Source organism: Pseudomonas sp. On1 (genome assembly GCF_033783325.1).
This window is the reverse complement of record NZ_JAWPOA010000002.1, coordinates 210,271-231,687: the sequence shown is the minus strand read 5'-3', so window position 1 is coordinate 231,687 and position 21,417 is coordinate 210,271. Positions and strand designations below refer to the sequence as shown.

Below are 21,417 nucleotides of genomic sequence, written 5' to 3'. Positions count from 1 at the left end.
TTCTATGGTTTGCAGCAAGCCAGTTTTCCGCCTTTGGTGACATATTCGTCCTGGTTTTTCATCAGGGCGAATGCCACTCGTGCAAGCTTTCTAGCCAGGATTACCAGCGCCTGTGTCGTTGCTTTACCCGCTTTCCGATACTGTTCGTAGACGTCTTTCCAAGCAGCTGATCGGCTCGCTGCCATGGCGGCGTTGTGCAATAGACGCCTGATCTCCGAGCAGCCTCTTTTCGTCAGGCGGCGGCGTCCATTCTTCTGTCCTGAATCACTGACTCGTAGATCCATTCCCAGGAATGCAATGTACGAGTCACTGCTTTTGAACTCGCCCCGCATAAAGGCCATCACCAATGCTGTAGCGGTGAGAAAACCAATACCCTCTATCGCTTGGCAGCGGGCAACTTGTTCGTGCAGGCCAGCTTCTCGCAGCACTTCCTTAATCTTCTTTTGGATCAGCAGATCCAGCCGGTCTATGGATTTTACAAAGGTTTTGAAGGCGACCTTCAACAAAGCTTCATTAGCCCAGCTCTGCATCATTGCAGTGCGAGCAGTCACTAAGGCCGATCTGCGTCGAAGAAGGCTCTGTAGCTTGCCGTAGACGGCGGGAGGAGGAGTCCAAGGGCGAAGGTCTTCCCCCTCGTTTTTCAAAAACCGGGACAGCAGCCGAGCATCAGAAGGATCCGTTTTCACTCGTCCACCCACGCTTTTCCGGTAGTTGCTCAGCTGGAACCCATCAATGACATACACCTCGAAGCCTAGGCTGTGAGCCAGTTCAACCAGATCGAGGTGATAAACATTAGTCGCCTCAACAGCAATAGCCGTGTTGAGAGGCTGTTGTTTCAGCCATCTTTTGATTTCGAGTTTGGCGTTTTTCAGCCTGATGATCTCATCGCGATCATCGTGATGAATCACCAGTTCAGCTTTCGCGACATCCGCACCCACGATCAGCTTGCCAACCTGCATTGCCATGGGCGCTTCCTCACGTTATGGTTTTTTGGCTTGAAGGGGTTTCACCAAGAGGCGCTGGCTTGCTTCTATCGTCGCTTGCAAACGATGCATTCTTTATCGGCGCTTTGGTGGAAGGGGTGGGGCGATGTCTCCCACGGTCTGTACTGATGCGAACAGTCAGAATCGGGCATTTAGTCCCACCACCCCTTCAAGTCTAACCATACAAGCGGGCTTGCCCCGCGATAGAGCCGGAACCGGCAGCACCCAACTCGCAGGCGAAAAAAAGGGGCGCCGACCAAGCGCCCCACAAGCCGTGTAGCACACAACGAAATCTGTCAGTCCAGCAACGCCATCGCCTCGGCGCTGCACGCCTCGATCCGCGCCCAGTCGCCGTTCTTGATCCAGCTGCTGTCGAGCATCCAGGTGCCGCCCACACACATCACATTGGGCAGGGCCATGTAGTTGCGCACGTTGGCCGGGTTGACCCCGCCAGTGGGGCAGAAGCGAATGTCGCCGAACGGGCCGCCGAACGCCTTGATGGCCGCCACGCCGCCACTGATCTCGGCGGGGAACAGCTTGAAGCGGCGATAGCCCAGGGCGTAGCCCATCATGATTTCCGACGGCGTGCTGATGCCCGGCAACAGCGGAATATCACTGTCCACGCCCGCTTCGAGAATGTCCTGGGTGATGCCCGGGGTGACGACGAACTGCGCGCCCGCCGCCTCGACCGCCGCGAACATGCCGCGGTCGAGCACGGTGCCAGCGCCGACGCACAGCTCCGGGCGCTGCTCGCGCAGCACCTGGATGGCCTTCAGGCCGTGTTGCGAGCGCAGGGTCACTTCCAGGGTGCGGATGCCGCCGGCGGCCAGGGCATCGGCCAGGGGCAGGATGTCTTCCTCACGGGCGATGGTGATTACCGGCAGGATGCGCGCCTTGTTACAGATCGCGTCGATCCGCGCGGCTTTGTCGGCCATCGAGAGCAAAGGCTGTGGGCGTTCGAGGGTGGTCATGACAATGGATCCTTGGCTCATGGGCACCAGTAGATGTCCAGGGGGTCGTGAAGAAAGGCGCGAATCGGCATTTCGGTTGGGTCTTCGGCCGCCAGCGCGGTGCGCAGGGTGGCTAGCTTGCCCGCGCCCTGCACCGACAACAGGGTCAGGCCGGCAGTGGCCAGCAGTGCGCGGGTCATGCTCAGGCGCTGGTGTGGCACGCTGGGTGCCAGCATCGACAGGCAGCGGCGCTCACCGACCTTGGCCAGGCCCTGGCGCAGGTTGGGGCTGGCCGGGAACAGCGAGGCCGTATGACCATCGTCGCCCATACCCAGCACCAGCACATCGATCGGCGGCAGGTCGGCCAGCACCTGGTCGGCCTGCTCGGCAGCGGCTTCGAGGGTCGCTGCGGGCTGGTAGAGCCCGATAAAGCGAGCCTTGGCCGCCGGTCCCTTGAACAGGTGGCGAGCCAGCAGGCCGGCGTTGCTGTCGTCGTGCGCCACCGGCACCCAGCGCTCGTCGGCCAGGCTCACGGTGACCCGGGTCCAGTCCAGCGCCTCGCCGGCCAGCTTCTCGAGAAACGGCACCGGGCTACGGCCGCCAGACAGCACCAGGCAGGCCTGCCCCTTGCTGGTGATCGCCTGGCGCAGGCGTTCAGCCACATCATGGGCCTGGGTCGCCGCCAGGGTTTTCGGATCGGCCAGCTGATGAACCTTCACGGTCGCCGGCAGTTGCAGTTCAGATATCGCCATACCAGGCCCTCCCATCACGTGTAATCAATGCAATCGAGCTCATCGGCCCCCAGGAACCGGCCGCATAGGGCTTGGGCGCGTCGCCGGTGTGCTTCCAGCCAGCGATCAGCTGGTCGCACCATTTCCAGGCGTATTCGATCTCGTCCTTGCGCACGAACAGGTTCTGGTTGCCGCGCATCACTTCCAGCAGCAACCGCTCGTAGGCGTCCGGGATCCGCGCGCTGCGCCAGGTGTCGGAGAAATTCAGCTGCAGCGGGCCGCTGCGCAGTTGCATGCCCTTGTCCAGGCCCTGTTCCTTGGTCATCACCCGCAGCGAAATACCCTCGTCCGGCTGCAGGCGAATGATCAGCTTGTTGCCGATTTGCAAACGCTGTTCCGGGGCGAAGATGTAGTGCGGGGTTTCCTTGAAGTGGATGACGATCTGCGACAGCTTCTGCGGCATGCGCTTGCCGGTGCGCAGGTAGAACGGCACGCCCGACCAGCGCCAGTTGCGGATATCGGCGCGCAGGGCGACGAAGGTCTCGGTGTCGCTCTGGGCGTTGGCGTTGTCCTCTTCGAGGTAACCCGGCACCGGCTTGCCGTCACTGAAACCGGCGATGTACTGGCCACGCACCACATGGGTGCTCAGCCCTTCTCCGGTGATCGGTGCCAGGGCCTTGAGCACCTTGACCTTCTCGTCGCGGATGCTGTCGGCCGAGAGATCGCTGGGCGGGTCCATGGCGATCAGGCAGAGCAGCTGCAACAGGTGGTTCTGGATCATGTCGCGCAGCTGGCCGGCCTTGTCGAAGTAGCCCCAGCGGCCCTCGATGCCGACTTTCTCGGCGACGGTGATCTCCACATGGGAGATGGAATTCTGGTTCCACTGGGTTTCGAACAGGCTGTTGGCGAAGCGCAGGGCGATCAGGTTCTGCACCGTCTCCTTGCCCAGGTAGTGGTCGATACGGTAGACCCGGCTCTCGGGGAAGAACCGCGCCACGGCGTCGTTGACCCGGCGCGACGACTCCAGGTCGTGGCCGATGGGCTTTTCCAGCACCACCCGGGTACGCGATGCCAGGCCGGCCTTGTCGAGGTTCTCGCAGATCGCGCCGTAGACCGCCGCCGCCGTGGCGAAGTAGGCGATAAGCGGCTGCCCGCTCGGTGCCTGTTCGGCCAAGGCCTGGTAGCCCTCGGGCTCGACGAAGTCCAGGTGCAGGTAATTCAAGCGCGCGAGGAAGCGCCCCAGGGAAGCGGCATCGATCTCGGCCTCCGGCACGTGGCGGCGCAGATGGGCTTCGATGTTGTTCATGTGTTCCTGCACACTGCCCGGCTCGCGGGCCAGGGCCAGCAGGCGGGTGTCGGGGTGCAGGAGGTCGGCGCGGTCGAGCTGGTAGAGCGCGGGGAACAGCTTGCGCAATGCCAGGTCGCCTAGGGCGCCAAAGAGGGCGAAGGTGCAGGGTTCGACACTGATCGCGGCCATGATGTTGGTTCTTTTATAAATGTTGGACTAGGAATACCGGTTTCAACCCTGCTTTTCAAGGGCTAATGTAGTAAAAACCACAACATCCAATACAGCCATTACAGACAAGTGGTGTGACAATCTTACCGACAGTAGGATACACACCAGCGCAAAAAGCCTGCTTCCCGACCCAAGGACACACCATGGACCGCGTGCGAAACCTCCTGGAACAGATCCAGGGCCGCCTCGACGAGTTGAACAAGGCCGAACGCAAGGTCGCCGAAGTCATCCTGCTCAACCCGCAACAAGCCACCCGCTTCAGCATCGCCGCCCTGGCCCAGGCAGCCAGTGTCAGCGAACCGACGGTCAACCGCTTCTGCCGCTCGTTCGGCGTCAGCGGCTACCCCGAACTCAAGCTGCAACTGGCGCAGAGCCTGGCCAGCGGCGCCGCCTATGTCAGCCGTGCAGTGGAGGCCGACGACGATCCGGCCGCCTACACCCAGAAGATCTTCGGCAGTGCCATTGCCTCGCTCGACAGCGCCTGCCAGGCGCTCGACCCGCAGCAGGTCAGCCGCGCCGTGGACATGATGATCCAGGCCCGGCAGATCCACTTCTTCGGCCTCGGCGCCTCGGCCCCGGTGGCCCTCGATGCGCAGCACAAGTTCTTCCGTTTCAACCTCGCCGTGTCGGCCCACGCCGATGTGCTGATGCAGCGCATGCTGGCTTCGGTGGCCCACACCGGCGACCTGTTCGTGATCATTTCCTACACCGGGCGCACCCGCGAACTGGTCGAAGTGGCGCGCCTGGCGCGGGAAAACGGCGCCTCGGTGCTCGGCCTCACCGCCGCCGGCTCGCCCCTGGCCCAGGCTTGCAGCCTGAGCCTGCATATCCCGCTGCCGGAAGACACCGACATCTACATGCCGATGACCTCGCGGATCATCCAGCTCACCGTGCTCGACGTGCTCGCCACCGGCATGACCTTGCGCCGCGGCGTGGACTTCCAGCCACACCTGCGCAAGATCAAGGAAAGCCTCAATGCCAGCCGCTACCCGATCGAGGACGACGACCTCAACTGAGCCGGTGCGCCTGCAAACGCAGGTGCGCCCGCTCGCCCGGCGCCAGGCTCAGGCCCTCGTCACTGCCGCTGGCCGCCTCCACGCAGACGAAGCCTTGGCACTCCCGCCCGCTCACGCCCATCAAGGGCCGATTGCCAGGGTGCCAGACCACGGTGTCGTCACTGTCGCCGGTATCGATGCACAGTTCGCGCTGCCAAGCCGGGTCCTGCAGCTGCACCCGCGGCGTGCCGGGATAGACCCGCTGGCAACCGCCCTTGAGGGTCAGCGCGCCATCTTCGCGGCAGGCCTGGCGATTGAGGCGGTCGTAGCCGTCGATGTCCTCCAGCCCGGATAGCGCTATCTTCGACACGTCGCTGATCCGCCAGTAGGCCAGCAGCGCATGGCTCAGCTGGCACGGTTCGCTGTCCTGGTGCTCGGTGCTCAGGCTCAGCTCCATGCTCGCCCCGAGCCGGGCATGCAGGTCGACCTGCCAGTCGCACAGGTCCAGGCGCCATTTCAGGGTCACCCCTTCCTCGTCCTCGCGGCTGTCCACCAGCTTCCAGTCCAGCAGGCGCGCCCAGCCATGGGTCGGCCACAGGTCCTCGCTGGGATGGCGGCCATACCAGGGCCAGCACACCGGCACGCCACCACGGATGGCCCCCACCTGCGGCCACTGCTCGGCGCACCACAACCAGGGTTTCTCACCGGCGGGTTGAAAGTGCAGGAGCTGCCCGCCCTGGCGGCTGAACACCGCCTGGCAGCGAGGGTGGTCGATGATCAGCACATCGCGCTGCTGGTAACGCTCCCACTCGAAGGTCGGCCTCGGCCGTTGCGAGGTGAAGAAGCGATGTAGCGGATGTTCAGGCATGGTTTCCAAGCTCTTTTGTTGTTCGAGATAGCGCTGTCTCAGCCTGTGCCCGTTAACCACTGCAGACCAGTGGTTAGCGGGAGGCCGAAATGGATGGCGTAAATTTACAACAATTTTTCTCAGAATGACGACTGAATCTTCAATCCCGCGACCAGCGCGTTGTCCACTTCATCCACACCGCCCGGGCTCTTGATGTACTGCAGGTTCGGGCGCACGGTCAGCCAGTTGGTGACGTGGAAGCCATAGTAGAGCTCGGCGTTGTATTCGGTGCGCTGCAGCGGTGCAAAGCCTGGGTTGTCGTAGTCATTGATGCCGGACTGGGCATTGAGCAGCTCGGCGCGCTTTTTCACATCGTCGTTGACGTGGATACGGGCGATGCCAAAGCCGATATCGTCCTTGGGCCGGGCGTCAAAGGCGCCTTTATAGACCATGCCGACCTGCTGGTAGTTGTCGACCACGTTGGTGGCCTTGTCATGCACGGTGAAGTTGGCGAACAGGCTCAGGCCGCGGTTGACGTCGCCAGCATGGGCGGTGACCTGCTGCTGCGCCACCACCCACCAGCCGTGCTTGCTGGAGTGCGACTTGAACGCCGCGCCGGTCAGCGCCTGCGGGTTGCCGTTGATGTCGTCGTACACGTCGTCGGCCTTGGCAGTGCTGTAGTAGTAGCCCAGGCGGTACTCGCCCGGCAGGCCGTTGACCTTCGGCGACCACACCGCCTCCACCGGCAGGATCGCGCCCTTGGTGCCACTGCCGCTGAGCTTGAAGCCGTTGCCAGTCTCCAGGTTCGACGGGTTCTGCTCGTAGGCACCGACCTGGACGAAGAATTCCGGGGTGATGTTGTACTTGACCCGCAGCGCCCACTGGCTGACCGGCCAGTTGTACCAGATGCCGCCGACCCAGTTGCCCACCTGCGAGCCGCAGAAAGCCAGGTTCTGGAAGTCGCAGGGGAAGCTGTTGAAGTCCTCGCCCTCGCCGAAGCGGCCGAATTTCACGTCCAGCGCGCCGTCGAAGTACTTCTGCTTGACCCACATCTGCGTCAGGCGCCAGGTCTGGCCGCGCCCCCAGACCTCCTGCACCGAGCTGAACTGCCCGGCACGCGGGTCGCTGATGCGGTCGTTGGACAGGTTGCGGCCGCTGCGCTCGGTGATCGCCAGCTTGAACTCGGTGTCCTTCCAGCCGAAGATCTTCTCCAGGTCCAGGTGCGCGCCCAAGGCGAACTGGTCGCTGTAGCGCGCGGTCTTGTCGTCGTTGTAGCCACCGTGCAGGTTGCCGGCCACTTCGCCAACGTAGTCGAGGGTGAAGTCGTAGCCCTTCTCCAGCAGCTCGGTGCGGGTGCCGCCCCAGTCGCCGGTCATCCATTTCGATTCCGACGAGAAAGCCTCGGCGGCCTGGGCCCCGCTGCTGCCGACCACCGCCAGCAAGGCGAGCGATCCCAAGGTCTTGATGCGATTGCGATGTTCCATCCCTTTGCGTCCTCTTTTCTTGTTATGCATTGTTCTAGACGATTCAACGGCCTTTGAAGCGAGTCACGTTGTCCTTGATGGCAGTACCACTGGCGGCGAGGTCGAGGCGCTCGCCGCTGCCGGCGTCGAACAGCAACACCCGCGCCGGGTCGAACTGCAGGTTGAGGCTGTCGCCCACCCGGCACGCCACATCCGGCGCCAGGCGGCAGCAGACCTTGGTCTGGTTGAGGGTGACGAACACCAGCAGATCCGGGCCAGTGGGCTCGGTGACCTGTACTTCGGCGCGGATCGCGGGCATGCCGTTGCCCTCCGCGGCGCCCAGCGAGATTTGTTCAGGGCGCACGCCGAGAATGATCTCGCGCCCCTCCAGCTCGTCCGCCGCCACGCCCAGCGGCAGCTCGCAGCGCGCCTGGCCGCTGTCGAGCAGTGCCAGCACCCGGCCGTCCTGCTTCATCAGGCGCACAGGGATGAAGTTCATCGGCGGCGAGCCGATGAAGCTGGCGACGAACAGGTTGGCCGGGTCGTTGTAGATCTGCTGCGGGGTGCCGAACTGCTGGATGATGCCGTCCTTCATCACCGCCACCTTGTCGCCCAGGGTCATGGCCTCGATCTGGTCATGGGTGACATACACCGTGGTGGTCTTCAGGCGCTGGTGCATCAGCTTGATCTCGGTGCGCATCTCTACCCGCAGCTTGGCGTCGAGATTCGACAGCGGTTCGTCGAACAGGTAGATCTTCGGCCGCCGCGCCAGCGCCCGGCCCATGGCCACGCGCTGCTGCTGGCCGCCGGACAACTGCCCGGGCTTGCGCCCCAGCAGGTGCTCGATCTGCAGCAGCTTGGCGACCCGCGCCACCTCCTCGTCGATGGCGGTCTGGGACATCTTGCGGATCTTCAGGCCAAAGGCGATGTTGTCGCGCACGTTCATGGTCGGGTACAGCGCGTAGGACTGGAACACCATGGCGATGTCGCGATCCTTGGGGCTCATGCCGCTGACATCCTCGTCGTCGATGAGGATCGCCCCGCCGCTGATGCTTTCCAGGCCGGCGATGCAGTTCATCAGCGTCGACTTGCCGCAGCCCGAGGGCCCGACCAGGATCAGGAACTCGCCGTCCTTGATCGCCAGCTGGATATCCTTGAGCGTGTCCGGCAGGCCAGCGCCATAGGTCTTGTGCACATTGCGAAGTTCGAGTGTTGCCATGACTTACCCCTTGACCGCGCCGGCGGTCAGCCCGCGCACGAAATACTTGCCCGCAATCACGTAGACCAGCAGCGTCGGCAGCCCGGCGATCATCGCCGCGGCCATGTCGACGTTGTATTCCTTGGCCCCGGTGCTGGTATTGACCAGGTTGTTCAGGGCCACGGTGATCGGTTGCGAATCGCCGCTGGAGAACACCACGCCGAACAGGAAGTCGTTCCAGATCTGGGTAAACTGCCAGATCAGGCAGACCATGATGATCGGCGTCGACATCGGCAGGATGATCCGCCCGAAGATGGTGAAGAACCCGGCGCCGTCCAGGCGTGCGGCCTTGACCAGCGCCTCGGGGATGCTCACGTAGTAGTTGCGGAAGAACAATGTGGTGAAGGCCAGGCCGTACACCACATGCACCAGCACCAGGCCGCTGGTGGTGCTGGCCAGGCCCAGCTTGCCGAGGGTGAACGAGGCCGGCAGCAGCACGGTCTGGAACGGCAGGAAGCAGCCGAACAGCAGCAGGCCGAAGAACAGCTGCGAGCCACGGAAGCGCCACATCGACAGCACATAGCCGTTGAGCGCGCCGATCGCCGTGGAGATCAGCACCGCCGGCACGGTGATCAGGATCGAGTTGAGGAAGTAGCCGTTGACCGTGGCCCAGGCCTTGGCCCAGCCGATGCCGGTGAACGCCGCCGGCCAGCTCAGCAGGTTGCCGCTGCCGATGTCCTCGGGGGTCTTGAAGCTGGTCAGCAGCATGACCACCAGCGGCACCAGGTACAGCAGCACCGCCAGCAGCAGCACCGCATGGATGGCGATGCGGCTGAGGTTCAGCGCGGGTTTGTCGACAGGACTAGTCATGGCGTTTGCCCCGTAGTTCGGAGTACAGGTAGGGGACGATGATCGCCAGGATCGCGCCCAGCATGAGGATGGCGCTGGCCGAGCCCATGCCCATCTGCCCACGGCTGAAGGTGAACGAGTACATGAACATCGCTGGCAGGTCCGAGGAGTAGCCCGGCCCGCCCGCAGTCATCGCCGCCACCAGGTCGAAGCTCTTGATCGCGATGTGCGCGAGGATCATCAGCGAACTGAAGAACACCGGGCGCAGGCTGGGCAGGACCACGGTCCAGTAGATGCGCGGCAGGCTGGCGCCATCGAGCTGCGCGGCGCGGATGATCGACTGGTCGACGCCGCGCAGGCCAGCGAGGAACATCGCCATGATGAAGCCCGAGGCTTGCCACACGGCAGCGATCACCAGGCAATAGACCACCCGGTCGGGGTCGATCAGCCAGTCCAGGCGAAAGCCTTCCCAGCCCCAGTCACGCAGCAGCTTGTCCAGGCCCATGCCGGGGTTGAGCAGCCACTTCCAGGCGGTACCGGTGACGATCATCGACAGCGCCATGGGGTACAGGTAGATGGTGCGGATGAAGCCTTCGCGGCGGATGCGCTGGTCGAGCAGCACCGCAAGGAACACGCCGATGGCCAGGGTGATACCGATGAACAACCCGCCGAACAGCAGCAGGTTCTTGCTCGCCACCCACCAGCGGTCGTTGTCGAACAGCCGGGCGTACTGCGCCAGGCCCGCCCACTTGTAGGTGGGCAGGAAGGTCGAGGTGGTGAACGAGAGGACGAAGGTCCACAGAATGTAGCCGTAGAAGCCCACCAGGACGATGAACATGCTCGGCGCCAGCACCAGTTTCGGCAGCCAACGCTGCAGCGCGTCCAGGGGTGAGGCCCGCAGGCGGGCGGTTGCTGTAGTCATGATCTGGGTTCCCGATGCGAGATTGCCTGCGCGGGCCTCATCGCTGGCAAGCCAGCTCCCACAGGTACAGGTGTGCTCAGGCTGATCGCTGTACCTGTGGGAGCCGGCTTGCCGGCGATAGGGCCGTCAGATCCTTACTTGGCGGCGTTGACGGCTGCGGCCAGCTTCTTCGCCGCGTCGGCCGGATCGGCCTTGGGATCGTTGATGTAGTTGGTCACCACATCGAAGAATGCCCCTTGTACCGCCAGGGTGGTGGCCATGTTGTGCGCCATGCTCGGTTGCAGGCCGCCGGACTTGGCGTCGGCCAGGAAGTCCTTGGCCGCCGTCTGGGCACAGCTGTCGAAGCCGTACTTGCCCATGTCGGCGAGCATGTCGTTACGCACCGGGATCGAGCCCTTGTTGATGCTGAAGACCTTCTGGAAGTCCTCGCCCAGGACCTTGCGGGCGATGTCCTGCTGGCCTGCAGCGGTACCCTTGTCCTTCTGCTTGAATACCACCAGCGAGTCGATGTTGTAGAGGAAGGCCTTGTCGGTGCCCGGGAAGGCCACGCACTGGTAGTCCTTGCCGGCGGTCTTCTTCGCCAGGGTCCATTCGCTCTTGGCCCAGTCGCCCATGATCTGCATGCCGGCCTTGCCGTTGATGACCTTGGCCGCTTCAAGGTTCCAGTCCTGGCCCTTGCCGTCCGGGTCCATGTAGGTGGCGACCTTCTTGAGCTCGGTGAGCGCCTTGACCATCTCGGGGCCGGTCAGGGCCTTTTCATCCAGCTCGACCAAGGCCTTCTTGTAGCCCTCGACGCCCATCACCGAGAGCACCACGCTCTCGAATACGGTGCTGTCCTGCCAGGGTTGGCCACCATGAGCCAGCGGGATGAAGCCGGCGGCCTTGAGTTTGTCACCGGCGGCGTAGAACTCCTCAAGGGTGGTCGGGGCCTTGTCGATACCGGCCTTCTTGAACACTTCCGGATTGATCCACAGCCAGTTGATGCGGTGGATGTTCACCGGCACGGCCACGTAGTCGCCGTCGTACTTGACGGTGTCGGCGACTTTCTTGTCGAGCAGGCCGTCCCACTTCTCGTCCTTGGCCACGTCCTTGAGCACGTCGGGATCAAGCAACCCGGTGGCGGCCCAATCCTGAATATCCGGGCCCTTGATCTGCGCGACCCCGGGCGGGTTGCCAGCCACGGCGCGGCTCTTGAGCACGGTCATGGCGGTGGCGCCACCGCCGCCAGCCACGGCGCCGTCCTTCCAGGTGAAGCCGTCCTTCTCGACCTGCGCCTTGAGCACGTCGACTGCGGCCTTCTCGCCGCCGGAGGTCCACCAATGGACGACTTCCACGCTGCCTTTGGAGTCGGCGGCCTGGGCACTGAGGGAGAACAGGGAGGCGAAGGAGATCGCGGCGGCGAGACGAAGCGTCGGATGCATGGGATTACCTTTCTTGTTGTTATGCGAGGCAAGACTGTCGCTTGCATGGCATGGAGTGTAGGGAGGTCGCGCCCGGCGCCAGGTAACGAACGGATGCGCGAATGTCATCGTCTGGTTACAAAGCCAGCGCCGTGGCCAGGCTCGGCGCCAGCGGCAGGCGTGGCAGCAGCAAGGCCTGGTAGGCGTGGTAGAGGTCGGGCTTGCCGCCCCAGATGCGCGCACTGGGCAGCAGCGCCGGGTCGAGTTCGTGGTGCCAGCTGCCGTGGGCGCAGTCGATGAAGTGACTGGCGATGAAGTCCCAGAAGCAGCGGTACCAGTGTTCGTACTGGGCTTCACCGGTACGTCGCAACAGCGCCGCGGCAGTGGCACAGGCCTCGGCATGCACCCAGTGCAGGCGCTCGCGCACCACCGGGCGGTTGTGCCAGTCCAGGGTGTAGACCAGCCCCGGCGCGCCATCTGCCTGCCAGGCGTGGCGACAGGCGCTGTCGAACAGGCCCCGGGCGGCGGGCAGCAAGGACTCGGGCGCAGGCAGTTGCGCCGTTTGCAGGGCCGCCTCCAGGTGCAGTACCAGGCGCGCCCATTCGAAGGCGTGGCCGGGCGTGGTCCCGTAAGGACGGAAGCCATCGGCGGGGTTTTCGCGGTTGTAGTCGGGGAGCGCCTGCCACTGCGCATCGAAATGTTCCGTGACGCGCATGCCGTCGGCAGCGGCGCGGGTCAGGATCAAGCGCTCGACGATCCGTTGGGCGCGCAGCAACCACTGCGTGTCGCCGGTCACGTCGGCCAGGGCGAGGAAGGCTTCGACGCCGTGCATGTTGCTGTTGGCGCCCCGGTAGGCCTCCGCGTGCAGCCAGTCGCGGGAGAACGACTCGCGCAGGGCTCCCTCCTCTTCGCACCAGAAGCGCTGCTCGATGACCTGGGTCACCGCCTCCAGCAACGCCGACGCCTGGCTGATGCCCGCCACCACCGCCGAGCTGGCGGCGAGGGCGACGAAGGCGTGCAGGTAGGCGGCCTTGCCGGTGTCGCCATGACCTTCAGGCTGCGCGTACCAACCGTCATGCTCCTTGTCGCGCAACGGGCCTTGCAGGGCCTCGACACCATGCCCGACCAGTTCGCGGCAACCCGGAACGCCCTGGATATGCGCCAGGGCAAAGCTGTGGGTCATGCGCGCGGTGTTCATGGTCTCGGCCAGGGCGCAACGGGGCAGGCGGCCTTCGTCATCGAGGTTGCCGAACCCCTGGGGCAGGCGCGAAGTCCTGGCGAAGGCGAGCAGGCGCAGGGCCTCGGCGTCGAGCCAGGCATGGTGTGTCGGGGAGTCGAGCCAGCTGATGGCCATGGGTGCACCTTCCTTGTTGTTGTCAGCCGATTCTAGCCAGCGGTCCTGGCTGGCATGTCACGAAGCCCGGCTCTATTGTCACCACATCGTTACATCGAAGCGCTTATCGCGTAGCAAGGGCTCATTCGGCTGAACGCGGCAGGTACAAGGTCACCCGCAACCCACCTTCGCGCAGGTTCAACAGGCTCACCTCGCCGCCATGGCTATGGGCGATGTTGCGCGCGATGCCCAGCCCCAGCCCATACCCCTGCTGCTGCCCGGCGAGGCGGAAGTGCGGCTCGAACACTTGCTCCAGGCGCTGTTCCGGCACCCCCGGCCCCTGATCGTCCACCTGCAGCACGAAGCTCTCGGCGGTATCGATGATGCGCAGCTGCGCGCGCTCGCCGTACTTGATGGCGTTGTCGATCAGGTTGCCGATGCAGCGGCGCAAGGCCAGCGATTTTCCGGGGTACGGTGCCAATGCCTGCCCCTCCACGGTGATGCGCCCATCGCCGAGATAAGGCTCGGCCAGCATCTCCAGTACCTGGTTGAGATCGATCGGCTCGATGTTCTCGTGGATATCGGTGTCCTTCACGCATTGCAGCGCGCCCTTGACCAGCAGCTCCAGCTCATCGAGGTCGCGGCTGAACTTGGCCTGCAGCTTCTCGTCCTCGAGCAGCTCCACCCGCAGGCGCAGGCGCGTGATCGGTGTGCGCAGGTCGTGGGAAATGGCGCTGAACAGCTGGGAACGCTCGGTCAGGTAGCGGCTGATCCGTTCACGCATGTTGTTGAACGCCCGCCCCACCTCGACCACCTCGCTGCCGCCGCCTTCGGCCACCGGGGCCACGTCGGCGCCCAGCGACATTTCCCGTGCCGCCCGTGCCAGGCGCTTGAGCGGCCGACTCTGCCAGTGCACCAGCAGGCCGATGAACAGCAGCAACAGCACGGTAGTCAGGGCAATGAAACCGATCTGCTGACGCGGCAGGCGTTCGGCCTCGAGGCTGGTGTAGGGCTCGGGCAGCAGCGAGGCGATGTACAGCCACTCGCCCTCGCCGAGGCGGATCTGGGTCACCAGCACCGGCGGGTTGAGCGGCTCGAGGGTGAGCGAATAGTGCGCCCAGGAGCGGGGCAGCTCATCGAGTTTCAGGCCGCTGTTGAAGATGCGCAGATCGTCGGGGCTGACGAACTCCACGGAGATCTCCATCTGCTGGCCAAGGCGCTCGTGCAGCACCTCCTGAAATACGTCGATCACTGCCTGCTTGCGCGGGGTGATCGGCAACACCGGCATTTCCAGCGGCTTGACGTTGAGCGAGACGAAGAAACGCGTGCCGCCCATGCTGCGCAACTGGTCCAGCACCATGGGCCGGTAGGCCACCGGCAACGAGCGAAAGTAACTGACACTGGCACTCATCGAATGCGCGAGGCTGCTGGCGCTGGCGCGCAGGCCCTGCAGCTGGCTGGCGCGCAGCTGCGCGACCCAGATCACGCTGGACAGGCCCTGGGCCAGCAACACCACCAGCAAGGTAAGCAGCAGCATGCGCCCCAGCAGCGACCGCGGCAGCAGGCGCCAGCGACGCTCGTCAGGCCGGGCAGACATTGGCCGCCAGCAGGTAGCCGCTACCGCGCACGGTACGGATCAGCCGGGGTGGTTTTTCCGTGTCGCGCAGGCGCTGGCGCAGGCGGCTGACCGCCATGTCGACGATACGGTCCAGCGGCATCGGCTCGCGACCACGGGTGGCGTTGCCGATGGTGTCGCGGTCGAGGATCTGCTGCGGGTGATCGAGAAACAGCTTGAGCAGGGCGAAGTCGGCGCCGGAGAGGATCACCTCTTCGCCGTCGCGGTGGAACAGACGGTGGCTGATCGTGTCGAGGCGCCAGTCATCGAAGGCCAGCACCGCACTGGCCGGCGCCGCCTGGCCGAAATCGGCACGACGCAACAAGGCCTTGATCCGCGCCTGCAACTCACGCGGGCTGAAGGGTTTGCCGAGGTAGTCATCGGCGCCCAGCTCCAGGCCGATGACCCGGTCGGCTTCATCGGAACTGGCGGTAAGCATGATGATCGGCACCCGCGCCTGGCGCGGGTGCTGGCGAACCCAGCGACACAGGCTGAAGCCGTCTTCGTCGGGCAGCATCACGTCGAGGATCACCAGGTCGTAGGAGTTGGCGTCCAGGGCGCGGCGAAAGCCCTGGCCGTCAGGTTCGGCGTGCACCTGCAGGCCGCAGCGGGCGAGGTAGGTCTGCAGCAGTTCGCGGATGTCCTGGTCGTCGTCGACCATCAGGATCGATTTGCCGGCAGTGGTCACAATGGTCAGTCCTTTTGTAAACGCAGATCTTGATGCCTGCTGTGGGGGGCCGCAGTGCGGCTCCGTCGGTTAGAGGTCCAGCGCTTGCTGCAAAGCCACTCCGGCCCCCAGCAACCCGGAAAACTCCGCCGTCACCAGCCACACCGGCACCCCGGCGAAATACCCGCTCATGCAGCCCTTGTCGGCGAAGCTCGCGGCAAAGCCGCTGCGCAGGAACAATTCGGCGAAACGGGGAATCACGCCACCGACAATGTAGACGCCACCCCGCGCCCCGAGGGTGAGCACATTGTTGCCCGCCACCCGGCCGAGGAACCGGCAGAACTGCTCGACCACCGCCAGCGCCCGTGGCTCGTTGGCCAGCGCCGCGTCGGTGATCTGCGCCGGGGTCTTGTGCGTCGGCGCAGCACCATCGAGCGCACAAATGGCCTGGTACAGGCGCACCAGCCCACCGCCACTGAGCACGGTCTCGGCACTGACATGGCCGATCTGCCGATGGACTTCCTGGTGGATCGCCGCCTCACGGGCATTGCCCACCGGCAGGTCGACATGCCCGCCCTCCCCCGGCAGTGCCAGCCAATGCTCACCGTGGCGCAGCAGGCTGCCCACGCCCAGGCCGGTGCCGGGGCCGATCACCAGCGCCGGGCGCGATGGATCGGCGAGACCTGCGCAGACTTCACGAAATTCGCCTGCGCGCAGGCGGGTCATGCCCAGCGCCATCGCGGAAAAGTCGTTGATCAACAACAGGCGATCGACCTGCAGCGTCTGGCAGAACGCACTGCGGCTCAGGCGCCAGTGGTTGTTGGTAAAGCGGAACTCGTCGCCGTCCACGGGGCCTGCCACCGCCAGGCACACCGCCGCCAGGCCGCCACGGGCGATACCCTGGTCGGCCAGGTAGGCCTCGATGGCCTGTTCGGGGCTGGTGTAGTCGGCGGTGGCCAGCACCTGGACCGCCTGCAGTTCTTCGTCGCGCCACACGGCGAAACGCGCGTTGGTGCCACCGATGTCGCCGACCAGCAAGGCCTTCATTCGAGGTTCTCCAGAGCCGAGGTGAAGGCGCTCGCGCCTTGCTCGGCGGAACTGAACGCCACACGCATGAAGCCGAACAGCTCACGCCCGCAGCCCAGGTCGTTACCCTTGGGTGGCGCTGGCAGTTCACGGCCGGCCAGTTCCTCGGCCGAGACCATGATCCGCAGCGTGCCTTCGGCACCATCGACGCGCACGATATCACCATCGCGCACCCGCGCCAGCGGGCCACCATCAAAAGCCTCCGGGCAGACGTGGATGGCCGCCGGGATCTTGCCCGAAGCACCGGACATGCGCCCGTCGGTAACCAGCGCCACCTTGAAGCCGCGATCCTGCAGCACGCCGAGGAAAGGCGTCAGCTTGTGCAGCTCGGGCATGCCGTTGCAGCGCGGCCCCTGGAAACGCACCACGGCGACGAAGTCCCGCTCCAGCTCGCCTGCCTTGAACGCATCGGCCAGCGACTGCTGGTCATGGAACACCCGGGCAGGCGCCTCGACCACCCGGTGCTCGGGCGCCACGGCGGAAACCTTCATCACGCCACGGCCAAGGTTGCCTTCCATCACCCGCAACCCGCCCTCGGCGGAGAACGGCCGCGCCACCGGGCGCAGGATGCTTTCGTCGAGGCTGTGCCGCGGCCCCTCGCGCCAGACCAGGCGGCCATCCTCGAGGAACGGCTCCTGGGTGTAGCGGCGCAGGCCGTGCCCGGCCACGGTGTTGACGTCCTCGTGCAGCAGGCCCGCGTCGAGCAGCTCGCGAATGAGGAAGGCCATGCCGCCGGAGGCCTGGAAGTGGTTGATGTCGGCCTTGCCGTTGGGATAGACGTGGGACAGCGTCGGCACCACATCGGACAGGTCGGCCATGTCCTGCCAGGTCAGCTGGATGCCGGCGGCCTGGGCGATGGCCGGGATATGCAGGGTGTGGTTGGTCGAGCCGCCGGTGGCGTGCAGGGCGACGATCGAGTTGACCAGGGCCTTTTCGTCGACGATCTCGCCAATGGGCATGAAGCTGCCACTGGCCTTGGTCATGCGCGTGACCTGGCGCGCAGCCTCGGCGGTAAGGGCATCGCGCAGCGGCGTGTAGGGGTTGACGAACGAGGCGCCCGGAAGGTGCAGGCCCATGACCTCCATCACCAGTTGGTTGGTGTTGGCGGTGCCGTAGAAAGTGCAGGTACCGGGGCCGTGGTAGCTCTTCATTTCCGATTCGAGCAGTTGCTCGCGGGTGGCCTTGCCCTCGGCGTAGCGCTGGCGCACATCGGCCTTTTCCTTGTTGGAAATGCCCGAGACCATCGGCCCGCCCGGCACGAAGACCGTCGGCAGGTGGCCGAAACGCAAGGCGCCCATCATCAGCCCGGGGACGATCTTGTCGCAGATGCCCAGCATCAGCGCGCCATCGAACATGTTGTGCGAGAGGGCGATGGCGGTGGACATGGCGATCACCTCGCGGCTGGCGATGGCCAGCTCCATGCCCGGCTCGCCCTGGGTGACGCCGTCGCACATGGCCGGCACGCCGCCGGCGAACTGGCCGACCGAACCGACTTCACGCAGCGCCTGTTTGATCTGTTCGGGGAAGTGCTGGTACGGCTGGTGCGCCGAGAGCATGTCGTTGTAGGCCGAGACGATGGCCACGTTGGCCGCGTTCATCAGGCGCAGGGTCTGCTTGTCGTCCCCGCCGCAGCCGGCCACGCCATGGGCGAAGTTGGCGCACTGCAACTGGGCGCGCATGGGTCCGTCACTGGCCGCCCCACGGATCAGCTCAAGGTAGCGTTCACGGGTACGGCGGCTGCGGGCGATCAGCCGTTCGGTGACCTCAAGGATGCGCGGATGCATGTACTGGACTCCAGGCTAACTGTGGGGCGGCTTTACTGGGGCATTTTCCCTCCAAACGATTGCGACCTAGTCTCTAGGAAAAGGCGCCAGCACCGCTCGACAAGGGGACAACCCAACCACTCGTTGTATGTTTAAACAAAATACTGCCAGCAAAAAGGCTTGTTTTCTATCTCTCGGTGAATAATCTTGTAATTCCAACAACAAAACCGTTTCAGTGAAGCTGTCCTTTGTGCCACAGGCTTCACCCGACTGCCAGAGGTAATACCATGACCCTACGCATCGCCATCAACGGATTCGGCCGCATCGGACGCAACGTCCTGCGCGCACTGTACACGCAGGGCTACCGCCAGGACCTGCAGGTCGTCGCCATCAACGACCTGGGCGACAGCGCAATGAATGCCCACCTGCTCAAGTACGACAGCGTCCACGGCACCTTCGATGCCACTGTCGAGGCCGACCACGAAAGCCTCACCGTCAATGGCGACCGTATCGCCGTCAGCGCCATCCGCAACCCTGCCGAGCTGCCCTGGAAAACCTTGGCCATCGATGTGGTGTTCGAATGCACCGGGCTGTTCACCGAACGCGCCAAGGCCGCGGCGCACTTGAGCGCCGGGGCCGGCAAGGTGATCGTCAGCGCCCCGGCCAAGGGTGTCGACGCCACCGTGGTCTACGGGGTCAACCACGATGTGCTGCGCGCCTCGCACCAGATCATCTCCAACGCCTCGTGCACCACCAACTGCCTGGCGCCGATTGCCCAGGTGCTGCACCGCGAGTTCGGCATCGAGCAAGGCCTGATGACCACCATTCACGCCTATACCAACGATCAGGTCCTCACCGACGTCTACCACAGCGATCCGTATCGCGCCCGCTCGGCCACCCAATCGATGATCCCGAGCAAGACCGGCGCTGCCGAAGCCGTGGGCCTGGTGCTGCCGGAACTGGCCGGCAAGCTCACCGGAATGGCCGTACGGGTGCCGGTGATCAACGTGTCGCTGGTCGACCTCACCGTCAACCTGCAGCGCGAAACCAGCGCCGAAGAAGTCAACCAGCTGTTCCTCGAGGCCAGCCGTCATTCCCGGGTATTGGGCTACAACGCCCTGCCACTGGTGTCGTGCGACTTCAACCACAACCCGCTGTCGTCGATCTTCGACGCCAACCACACCCGCGCCAACGGGCGGATGCTCAAGGTGCTGGCCTGGTACGACAACGAGTGGGGCTTCTCCAACCGCATGCTGGACAATTGCCTGGCATTGTTCAACGCGCGTTAAGGCAGGGTCAGGTCTTCAGAGTAAAGTCTTGTGGGAGTGGGCTGCAGCCACAAGCTTTACTCATTCGTGACATTTCCATGCTTGACCTTGGTCGGTGATGATAAGCATTATCATTAATCCCAAAACGCCCAGGTTCCCCCGTGAGTCAGTCCCGGTTCAACTCAGTGTTCCTCACCCAGCGTCTCACCCTGCTGCGCACGCTGCAGCGCATGGTGGGCAACCCCAGCACTGCCGAGGACCTGCTGCAGGAAACCTATCTGCGGGTCACCCGCGCCCTGGGCGAGCGCCCGATCGAGCACCTGGAACCCTTCGTGTTCCAGACCGCCCGCAACCTTGCCCTGGACCACCTGCGCACGCGCCGGGTGCAAGCGCGCACCTTGGTGGACGACGTGCCCGAACAGGTCCTGCATAACGTCGCAGCCCCTGCCGCGAGCAGCGAGGATGCCGCCCACGCCGAGCAACTGCTCAAGCACCTGAGCGTCAGCCTCGGCCAGTTGAGCGAACGCCAGCAGCGCATCTTCATCCTCAGCCGCCTGCACGGCGCCAGCTACCTGGAAATCGCCGAGCAGTTGAGCGTCTCGGCCAGCACCGTGCAGAAGGAGCTGAAACTGATCATGGCCATCTGCATGGGCGTGGCCGATCGTCACCAGTGACGTGACCGCTCGCCGCTGGTCAGCGCAAAGCCCTTGCCATGGGCAAGGTCTGCACTGATCATGCGCAAAAAATGCCCAATGCAAGGATCCGTCGTGACCGACCACCCCACCCCTCGCCCGTCACCCGCCGAGCCTGATGCCCGCGCCCGTGCCCGCGAAGAGGCGCTGGACTGGTTGATCCGCCTGCAATGCGCCAGCGAAGACGACACCCGCGCTTTCGAGCACTGGCTGGGCGCCGAGCCGGAAAACGCCGAGGCCTATGTCGAAGCCGAGGCGATGTGGAACGGCGCATCGCTGCGCCAGGTGGCCGGGCAGTTGCAGCAAAGGCGCAAGCGCTCGCTTGCCGGGCGCCTGCGCAGCCACTGGAAACCTTTGGCCACCGCCGCGGTGCTGCTGGTCGGGCTGTTCACGTTCGGCAACCTGCCGGTGCGCCTGCAGGCCGACCATCTGACCGTGGTCGGCGAGCGCCAGCGCCTGGAGCTGGACCACGGCGCCAAGGTGCTGCTCAACACCAATTCGGCCTTTGCCAGCGACGAGCGCGAAGGCCGCAAGGTCGCCCGGCTGTTGCAGGGCGAGGCGTATTTCCAGGTGTCCAACGCCAGCCAGCCGCCGCTGGAAGTCCAGGCCGGCCCACTGCGCGCCAGCGTGCGCGACACCGATTTCGCCGTACGCTACCTCGATGGCGAGGCCCAGGTGCGGGTACAACGCGGCGATGTCGACCTGCAGGCCGCGAGCGACCAACGCATCCGCCTGAGCGCCGGCGACAGCATCAGCGTCGGCCCCAAGGGCTTCGGCCAGCGCCAGCGCCCCGACATGAGCAAGGACCTGGCCTGGATCGAAGGCCGCCTGGTGTTCGAGAACTGCCCGCTGAGCCAGGTGCTCGCGGAGGTCCGCCGCTACTACCCGGGCTGGATCATCAACCGCAACGCGCACCTGGAGCAGGTCGCGGTCACCGGCAACTACCGCCTCGACCAGCCGCTGGAAACGCTGCGTGCCCTGGCCCACATCACCTCGGCGCAACTGCATGAATACCCAGCCGTGGTAATTCTTAACTGACGTTGCAAGTTTTTTTACGCGATCGCCACACCTCGCCCGTCTCGTTATAGCCAATACGATTGATTCTCGTTCGAAAAAGAGAACAAGCACTGTCTATGACT

19 protein-coding genes are annotated in these 21,417 nt (G+C 64.5%); 4 read left to right on the top strand and 15 right to left on the bottom strand.

Annotation, left to right across the window (positions count from 1 at the left end):
- Window positions 1-2: 2 nt before the first annotated feature.
- The 4 genes from R5C80_RS03300 to zwf form a co-directional block, all read right to left on the bottom strand.
- Window positions 3-965, bottom strand: a complete 963-nt coding sequence (locus R5C80_RS03300) for an IS110 family transposase (protein ID WP_263158982.1) — start codon at window positions 963-965, stop codon at window positions 3-5.
- Between the two features lie 314 nt (window positions 966-1,279).
- A complete protein-coding gene (locus R5C80_RS03295) occupies window positions 1,280-1,954 on the bottom strand; it encodes a bifunctional 4-hydroxy-2-oxoglutarate aldolase/2-dehydro-3-deoxy-phosphogluconate aldolase (RefSeq protein WP_046854326.1) in 675 nt (224 codons plus the stop codon).
- A gap of 17 nt (window positions 1,955-1,971) precedes the next feature.
- Window positions 1,972-2,685: a 6-phosphogluconolactonase gene (gene pgl / locus R5C80_RS03290; protein WP_110604791.1), complete on the bottom strand. Its 714-nt coding sequence runs from the start codon at window positions 2,683-2,685 to the stop codon at window positions 1,972-1,974.
- A complete protein-coding gene (zwf, locus tag R5C80_RS03285; RefSeq protein WP_038706735.1) occupies window positions 2,672-4,141 on the bottom strand; it encodes a glucose-6-phosphate dehydrogenase in 1,470 nt (489 codons plus the stop codon). The genes pgl and zwf overlap by 14 nt, the downstream gene beginning before the upstream one ends.
- 191 nt (window positions 4,142-4,332) lie before the next feature.
- Here zwf and hexR point away from each other — a divergent pair, with 191 nt between their 5' ends.
- Window positions 4,333-5,196 carry a DNA-binding transcriptional regulator HexR gene (hexR, locus tag R5C80_RS03280; RefSeq protein WP_172670918.1) on the top strand — a complete coding sequence of 288 codons (864 nt, stop codon included), beginning with the start codon at window positions 4,333-4,335 and terminating at the stop codon, window positions 5,194-5,196.
- Here the strand turns inward: hexR and R5C80_RS03275 are convergent.
- The 11 genes from R5C80_RS03275 to edd all read right to left on the bottom strand — a co-directional run bounded on the left by R5C80_RS03275 (window position 5,189) and on the right by edd (window position 18,339).
- Entirely contained in the window at window positions 5,189-6,043 is an 855-nt protein-coding gene (locus R5C80_RS03275) for a D-hexose-6-phosphate mutarotase (RefSeq protein ID WP_110604792.1), read from the bottom strand. The two genes, hexR and R5C80_RS03275, sit on opposite strands and share 8 nt — an antisense overlap.
- 119 nt (window positions 6,044-6,162) lie before the next feature.
- Window positions 6,163-7,536, bottom strand: coding sequence for a carbohydrate porin (locus tag R5C80_RS03270; RefSeq protein ID WP_371041597.1), 1,374 nt, complete (start codon window positions 7,534-7,536; stop codon window positions 6,163-6,165).
- A 13-nt stretch (window positions 7,537-7,549) separates the two neighbouring features.
- A complete protein-coding gene (locus R5C80_RS03265; RefSeq protein ID WP_094011687.1) occupies window positions 7,550-8,704 on the bottom strand; it encodes an ABC transporter ATP-binding protein in 1,155 nt (384 codons plus the stop codon).
- 3 nt (window positions 8,705-8,707) lie between these two features.
- Complete coding sequence (locus R5C80_RS03260) at window positions 8,708-9,553, bottom strand: carbohydrate ABC transporter permease (RefSeq protein WP_023630394.1); 846 nt, start codon at window positions 9,551-9,553, stop codon at window positions 8,708-8,710.
- On the bottom strand, window positions 9,546-10,454 hold the full coding sequence (locus R5C80_RS03255; protein ID WP_023630395.1) for a carbohydrate ABC transporter permease: 909 nt from the start codon (window positions 10,452-10,454) through the stop codon (window positions 9,546-9,548). Before R5C80_RS03255 ends, R5C80_RS03260 begins: the two co-directional genes overlap by 8 nt.
- Window positions 10,455-10,588: 134 nt before the next feature.
- Window positions 10,589-11,875: an ABC transporter substrate-binding protein gene (locus R5C80_RS03250; protein ID WP_094011688.1), complete on the bottom strand. Its 1,287-nt coding sequence runs from the start codon at window positions 11,873-11,875 to the stop codon at window positions 10,589-10,591.
- A gap of 115 nt (window positions 11,876-11,990) precedes the next feature.
- Window positions 11,991-13,208 carry an AGE family epimerase/isomerase gene (locus R5C80_RS03245; protein WP_263160181.1) on the bottom strand — a complete coding sequence of 406 codons (1,218 nt, stop codon included), beginning with the start codon at window positions 13,206-13,208 and terminating at the stop codon, window positions 11,991-11,993.
- A gap of 121 nt (window positions 13,209-13,329) precedes the next feature.
- Window positions 13,330-14,784: an ATP-binding protein gene (locus R5C80_RS03240; protein WP_038706740.1), complete on the bottom strand. Its 1,455-nt coding sequence runs from the start codon at window positions 14,782-14,784 to the stop codon at window positions 13,330-13,332.
- Window positions 14,768-15,463 carry a response regulator gene (locus R5C80_RS03235; protein WP_201754994.1) on the bottom strand — a complete coding sequence of 232 codons (696 nt, stop codon included), beginning with the start codon at window positions 15,461-15,463 and terminating at the stop codon, window positions 14,768-14,770. The genes R5C80_RS03240 and R5C80_RS03235 overlap by 17 nt, the downstream gene beginning before the upstream one ends.
- Before the next feature lie 96 nt (window positions 15,464-15,559).
- On the bottom strand, window positions 15,560-16,516 hold the full coding sequence (locus R5C80_RS03230; protein WP_110604794.1) for a glucokinase: 957 nt from the start codon (window positions 16,514-16,516) through the stop codon (window positions 15,560-15,562).
- Window positions 16,513-18,339, bottom strand: coding sequence for a phosphogluconate dehydratase (gene edd / locus R5C80_RS03225; RefSeq protein ID WP_038706742.1), 1,827 nt, complete (start codon window positions 18,337-18,339; stop codon window positions 16,513-16,515). Before edd ends, R5C80_RS03230 begins: the two co-directional genes overlap by 4 nt.
- A 266-nt stretch (window positions 18,340-18,605) precedes the next feature.
- Between edd and gap the strand changes: the two genes are divergently transcribed.
- From gap to R5C80_RS03210, 3 genes are all read left to right on the top strand, one after another.
- Entirely contained in the window at window positions 18,606-19,607 is a 1,002-nt protein-coding gene (gene gap / locus R5C80_RS03220) for a type I glyceraldehyde-3-phosphate dehydrogenase (protein WP_038706743.1), read from the top strand.
- Window positions 19,608-19,747: 140 nt separating this feature from the next.
- Window positions 19,748-20,260 (top strand): RNA polymerase sigma factor, encoded by a 513-nt coding sequence (locus tag R5C80_RS03215; protein ID WP_023632569.1) that lies wholly within the window; start codon window positions 19,748-19,750, stop codon window positions 20,258-20,260.
- 93 nt (window positions 20,261-20,353) lie between these two features.
- Complete coding sequence (locus tag R5C80_RS03210) at window positions 20,354-21,316, top strand: FecR family protein (RefSeq protein ID WP_104444954.1); 963 nt, start codon at window positions 20,354-20,356, stop codon at window positions 21,314-21,316.
- Window positions 21,317-21,417 lie beyond the last annotated feature (101 nt).

Coding starts and splice junctions, on each gene's coding strand:
- R5C80_RS03255 (WP_023630395.1), bottom strand. CDS start 10,454: ATGACTACAGCAACCGCCCGCCTGCGGGCCTCACCCCTGGACGCGCTG.
- R5C80_RS03235 (WP_201754994.1), bottom strand. CDS start 15,463: ATGGTCGACGACGACCAGGACATCCGCGAACTGCTGCAGACCTACCTC.
- R5C80_RS03240 (WP_038706740.1), bottom strand. CDS start 14,784: ATGTCTGCCCGGCCTGACGAGCGTCGCTGGCGCCTGCTGCCGCGGTCG.
- edd (WP_038706742.1), bottom strand. CDS start 18,339: ATGCATCCGCGCATCCTTGAGGTCACCGAACGGCTGATCGCCCGCAGC.
- R5C80_RS03270 (WP_371041597.1), bottom strand. CDS start 7,536: ATGCATAACAAGAAAAGAGGACGCAAAGGGATGGAACATCGCAATCGC.
- R5C80_RS03295 (WP_046854326.1), bottom strand. CDS start 1,954: ATGACCACCCTCGAACGCCCACAGCCTTTGCTCTCGATGGCCGACAAA.
- R5C80_RS03275 (WP_110604792.1), bottom strand. CDS start 6,043: ATGCCTGAACATCCGCTACATCGCTTCTTCACCTCGCAACGGCCGAGG.
- zwf (WP_038706735.1), bottom strand. CDS start 4,141: ATGGCCGCGATCAGTGTCGAACCCTGCACCTTCGCCCTCTTTGGCGCC.
- R5C80_RS03250 (WP_094011688.1), bottom strand. CDS start 11,875: ATGCATCCGACGCTTCGTCTCGCCGCCGCGATCTCCTTCGCCTCCCTG.
- R5C80_RS03230 (WP_110604794.1), bottom strand. CDS start 16,516: ATGAAGGCCTTGCTGGTCGGCGACATCGGTGGCACCAACGCGCGTTTC.
- pgl (WP_110604791.1), bottom strand. CDS start 2,685: ATGGCGATATCTGAACTGCAACTGCCGGCGACCGTGAAGGTTCATCAG.
- R5C80_RS03260 (WP_023630394.1), bottom strand. CDS start 9,553: ATGACTAGTCCTGTCGACAAACCCGCGCTGAACCTCAGCCGCATCGCC.
- R5C80_RS03245 (WP_263160181.1), bottom strand. CDS start 13,208: ATGGCCATCAGCTGGCTCGACTCCCCGACACACCATGCCTGGCTCGAC.
- R5C80_RS03265 (WP_094011687.1), bottom strand. CDS start 8,704: ATGGCAACACTCGAACTTCGCAATGTGCACAAGACCTATGGCGCTGGC.
- R5C80_RS03300 (WP_263158982.1), bottom strand. CDS start 965: ATGGCAATGCAGGTTGGCAAGCTGATCGTGGGTGCGGATGTCGCGAAA.
- gap (WP_038706743.1), top strand. CDS start 18,606: ATGACCCTACGCATCGCCATCAACGGATTCGGCCGCATCGGACGCAAC.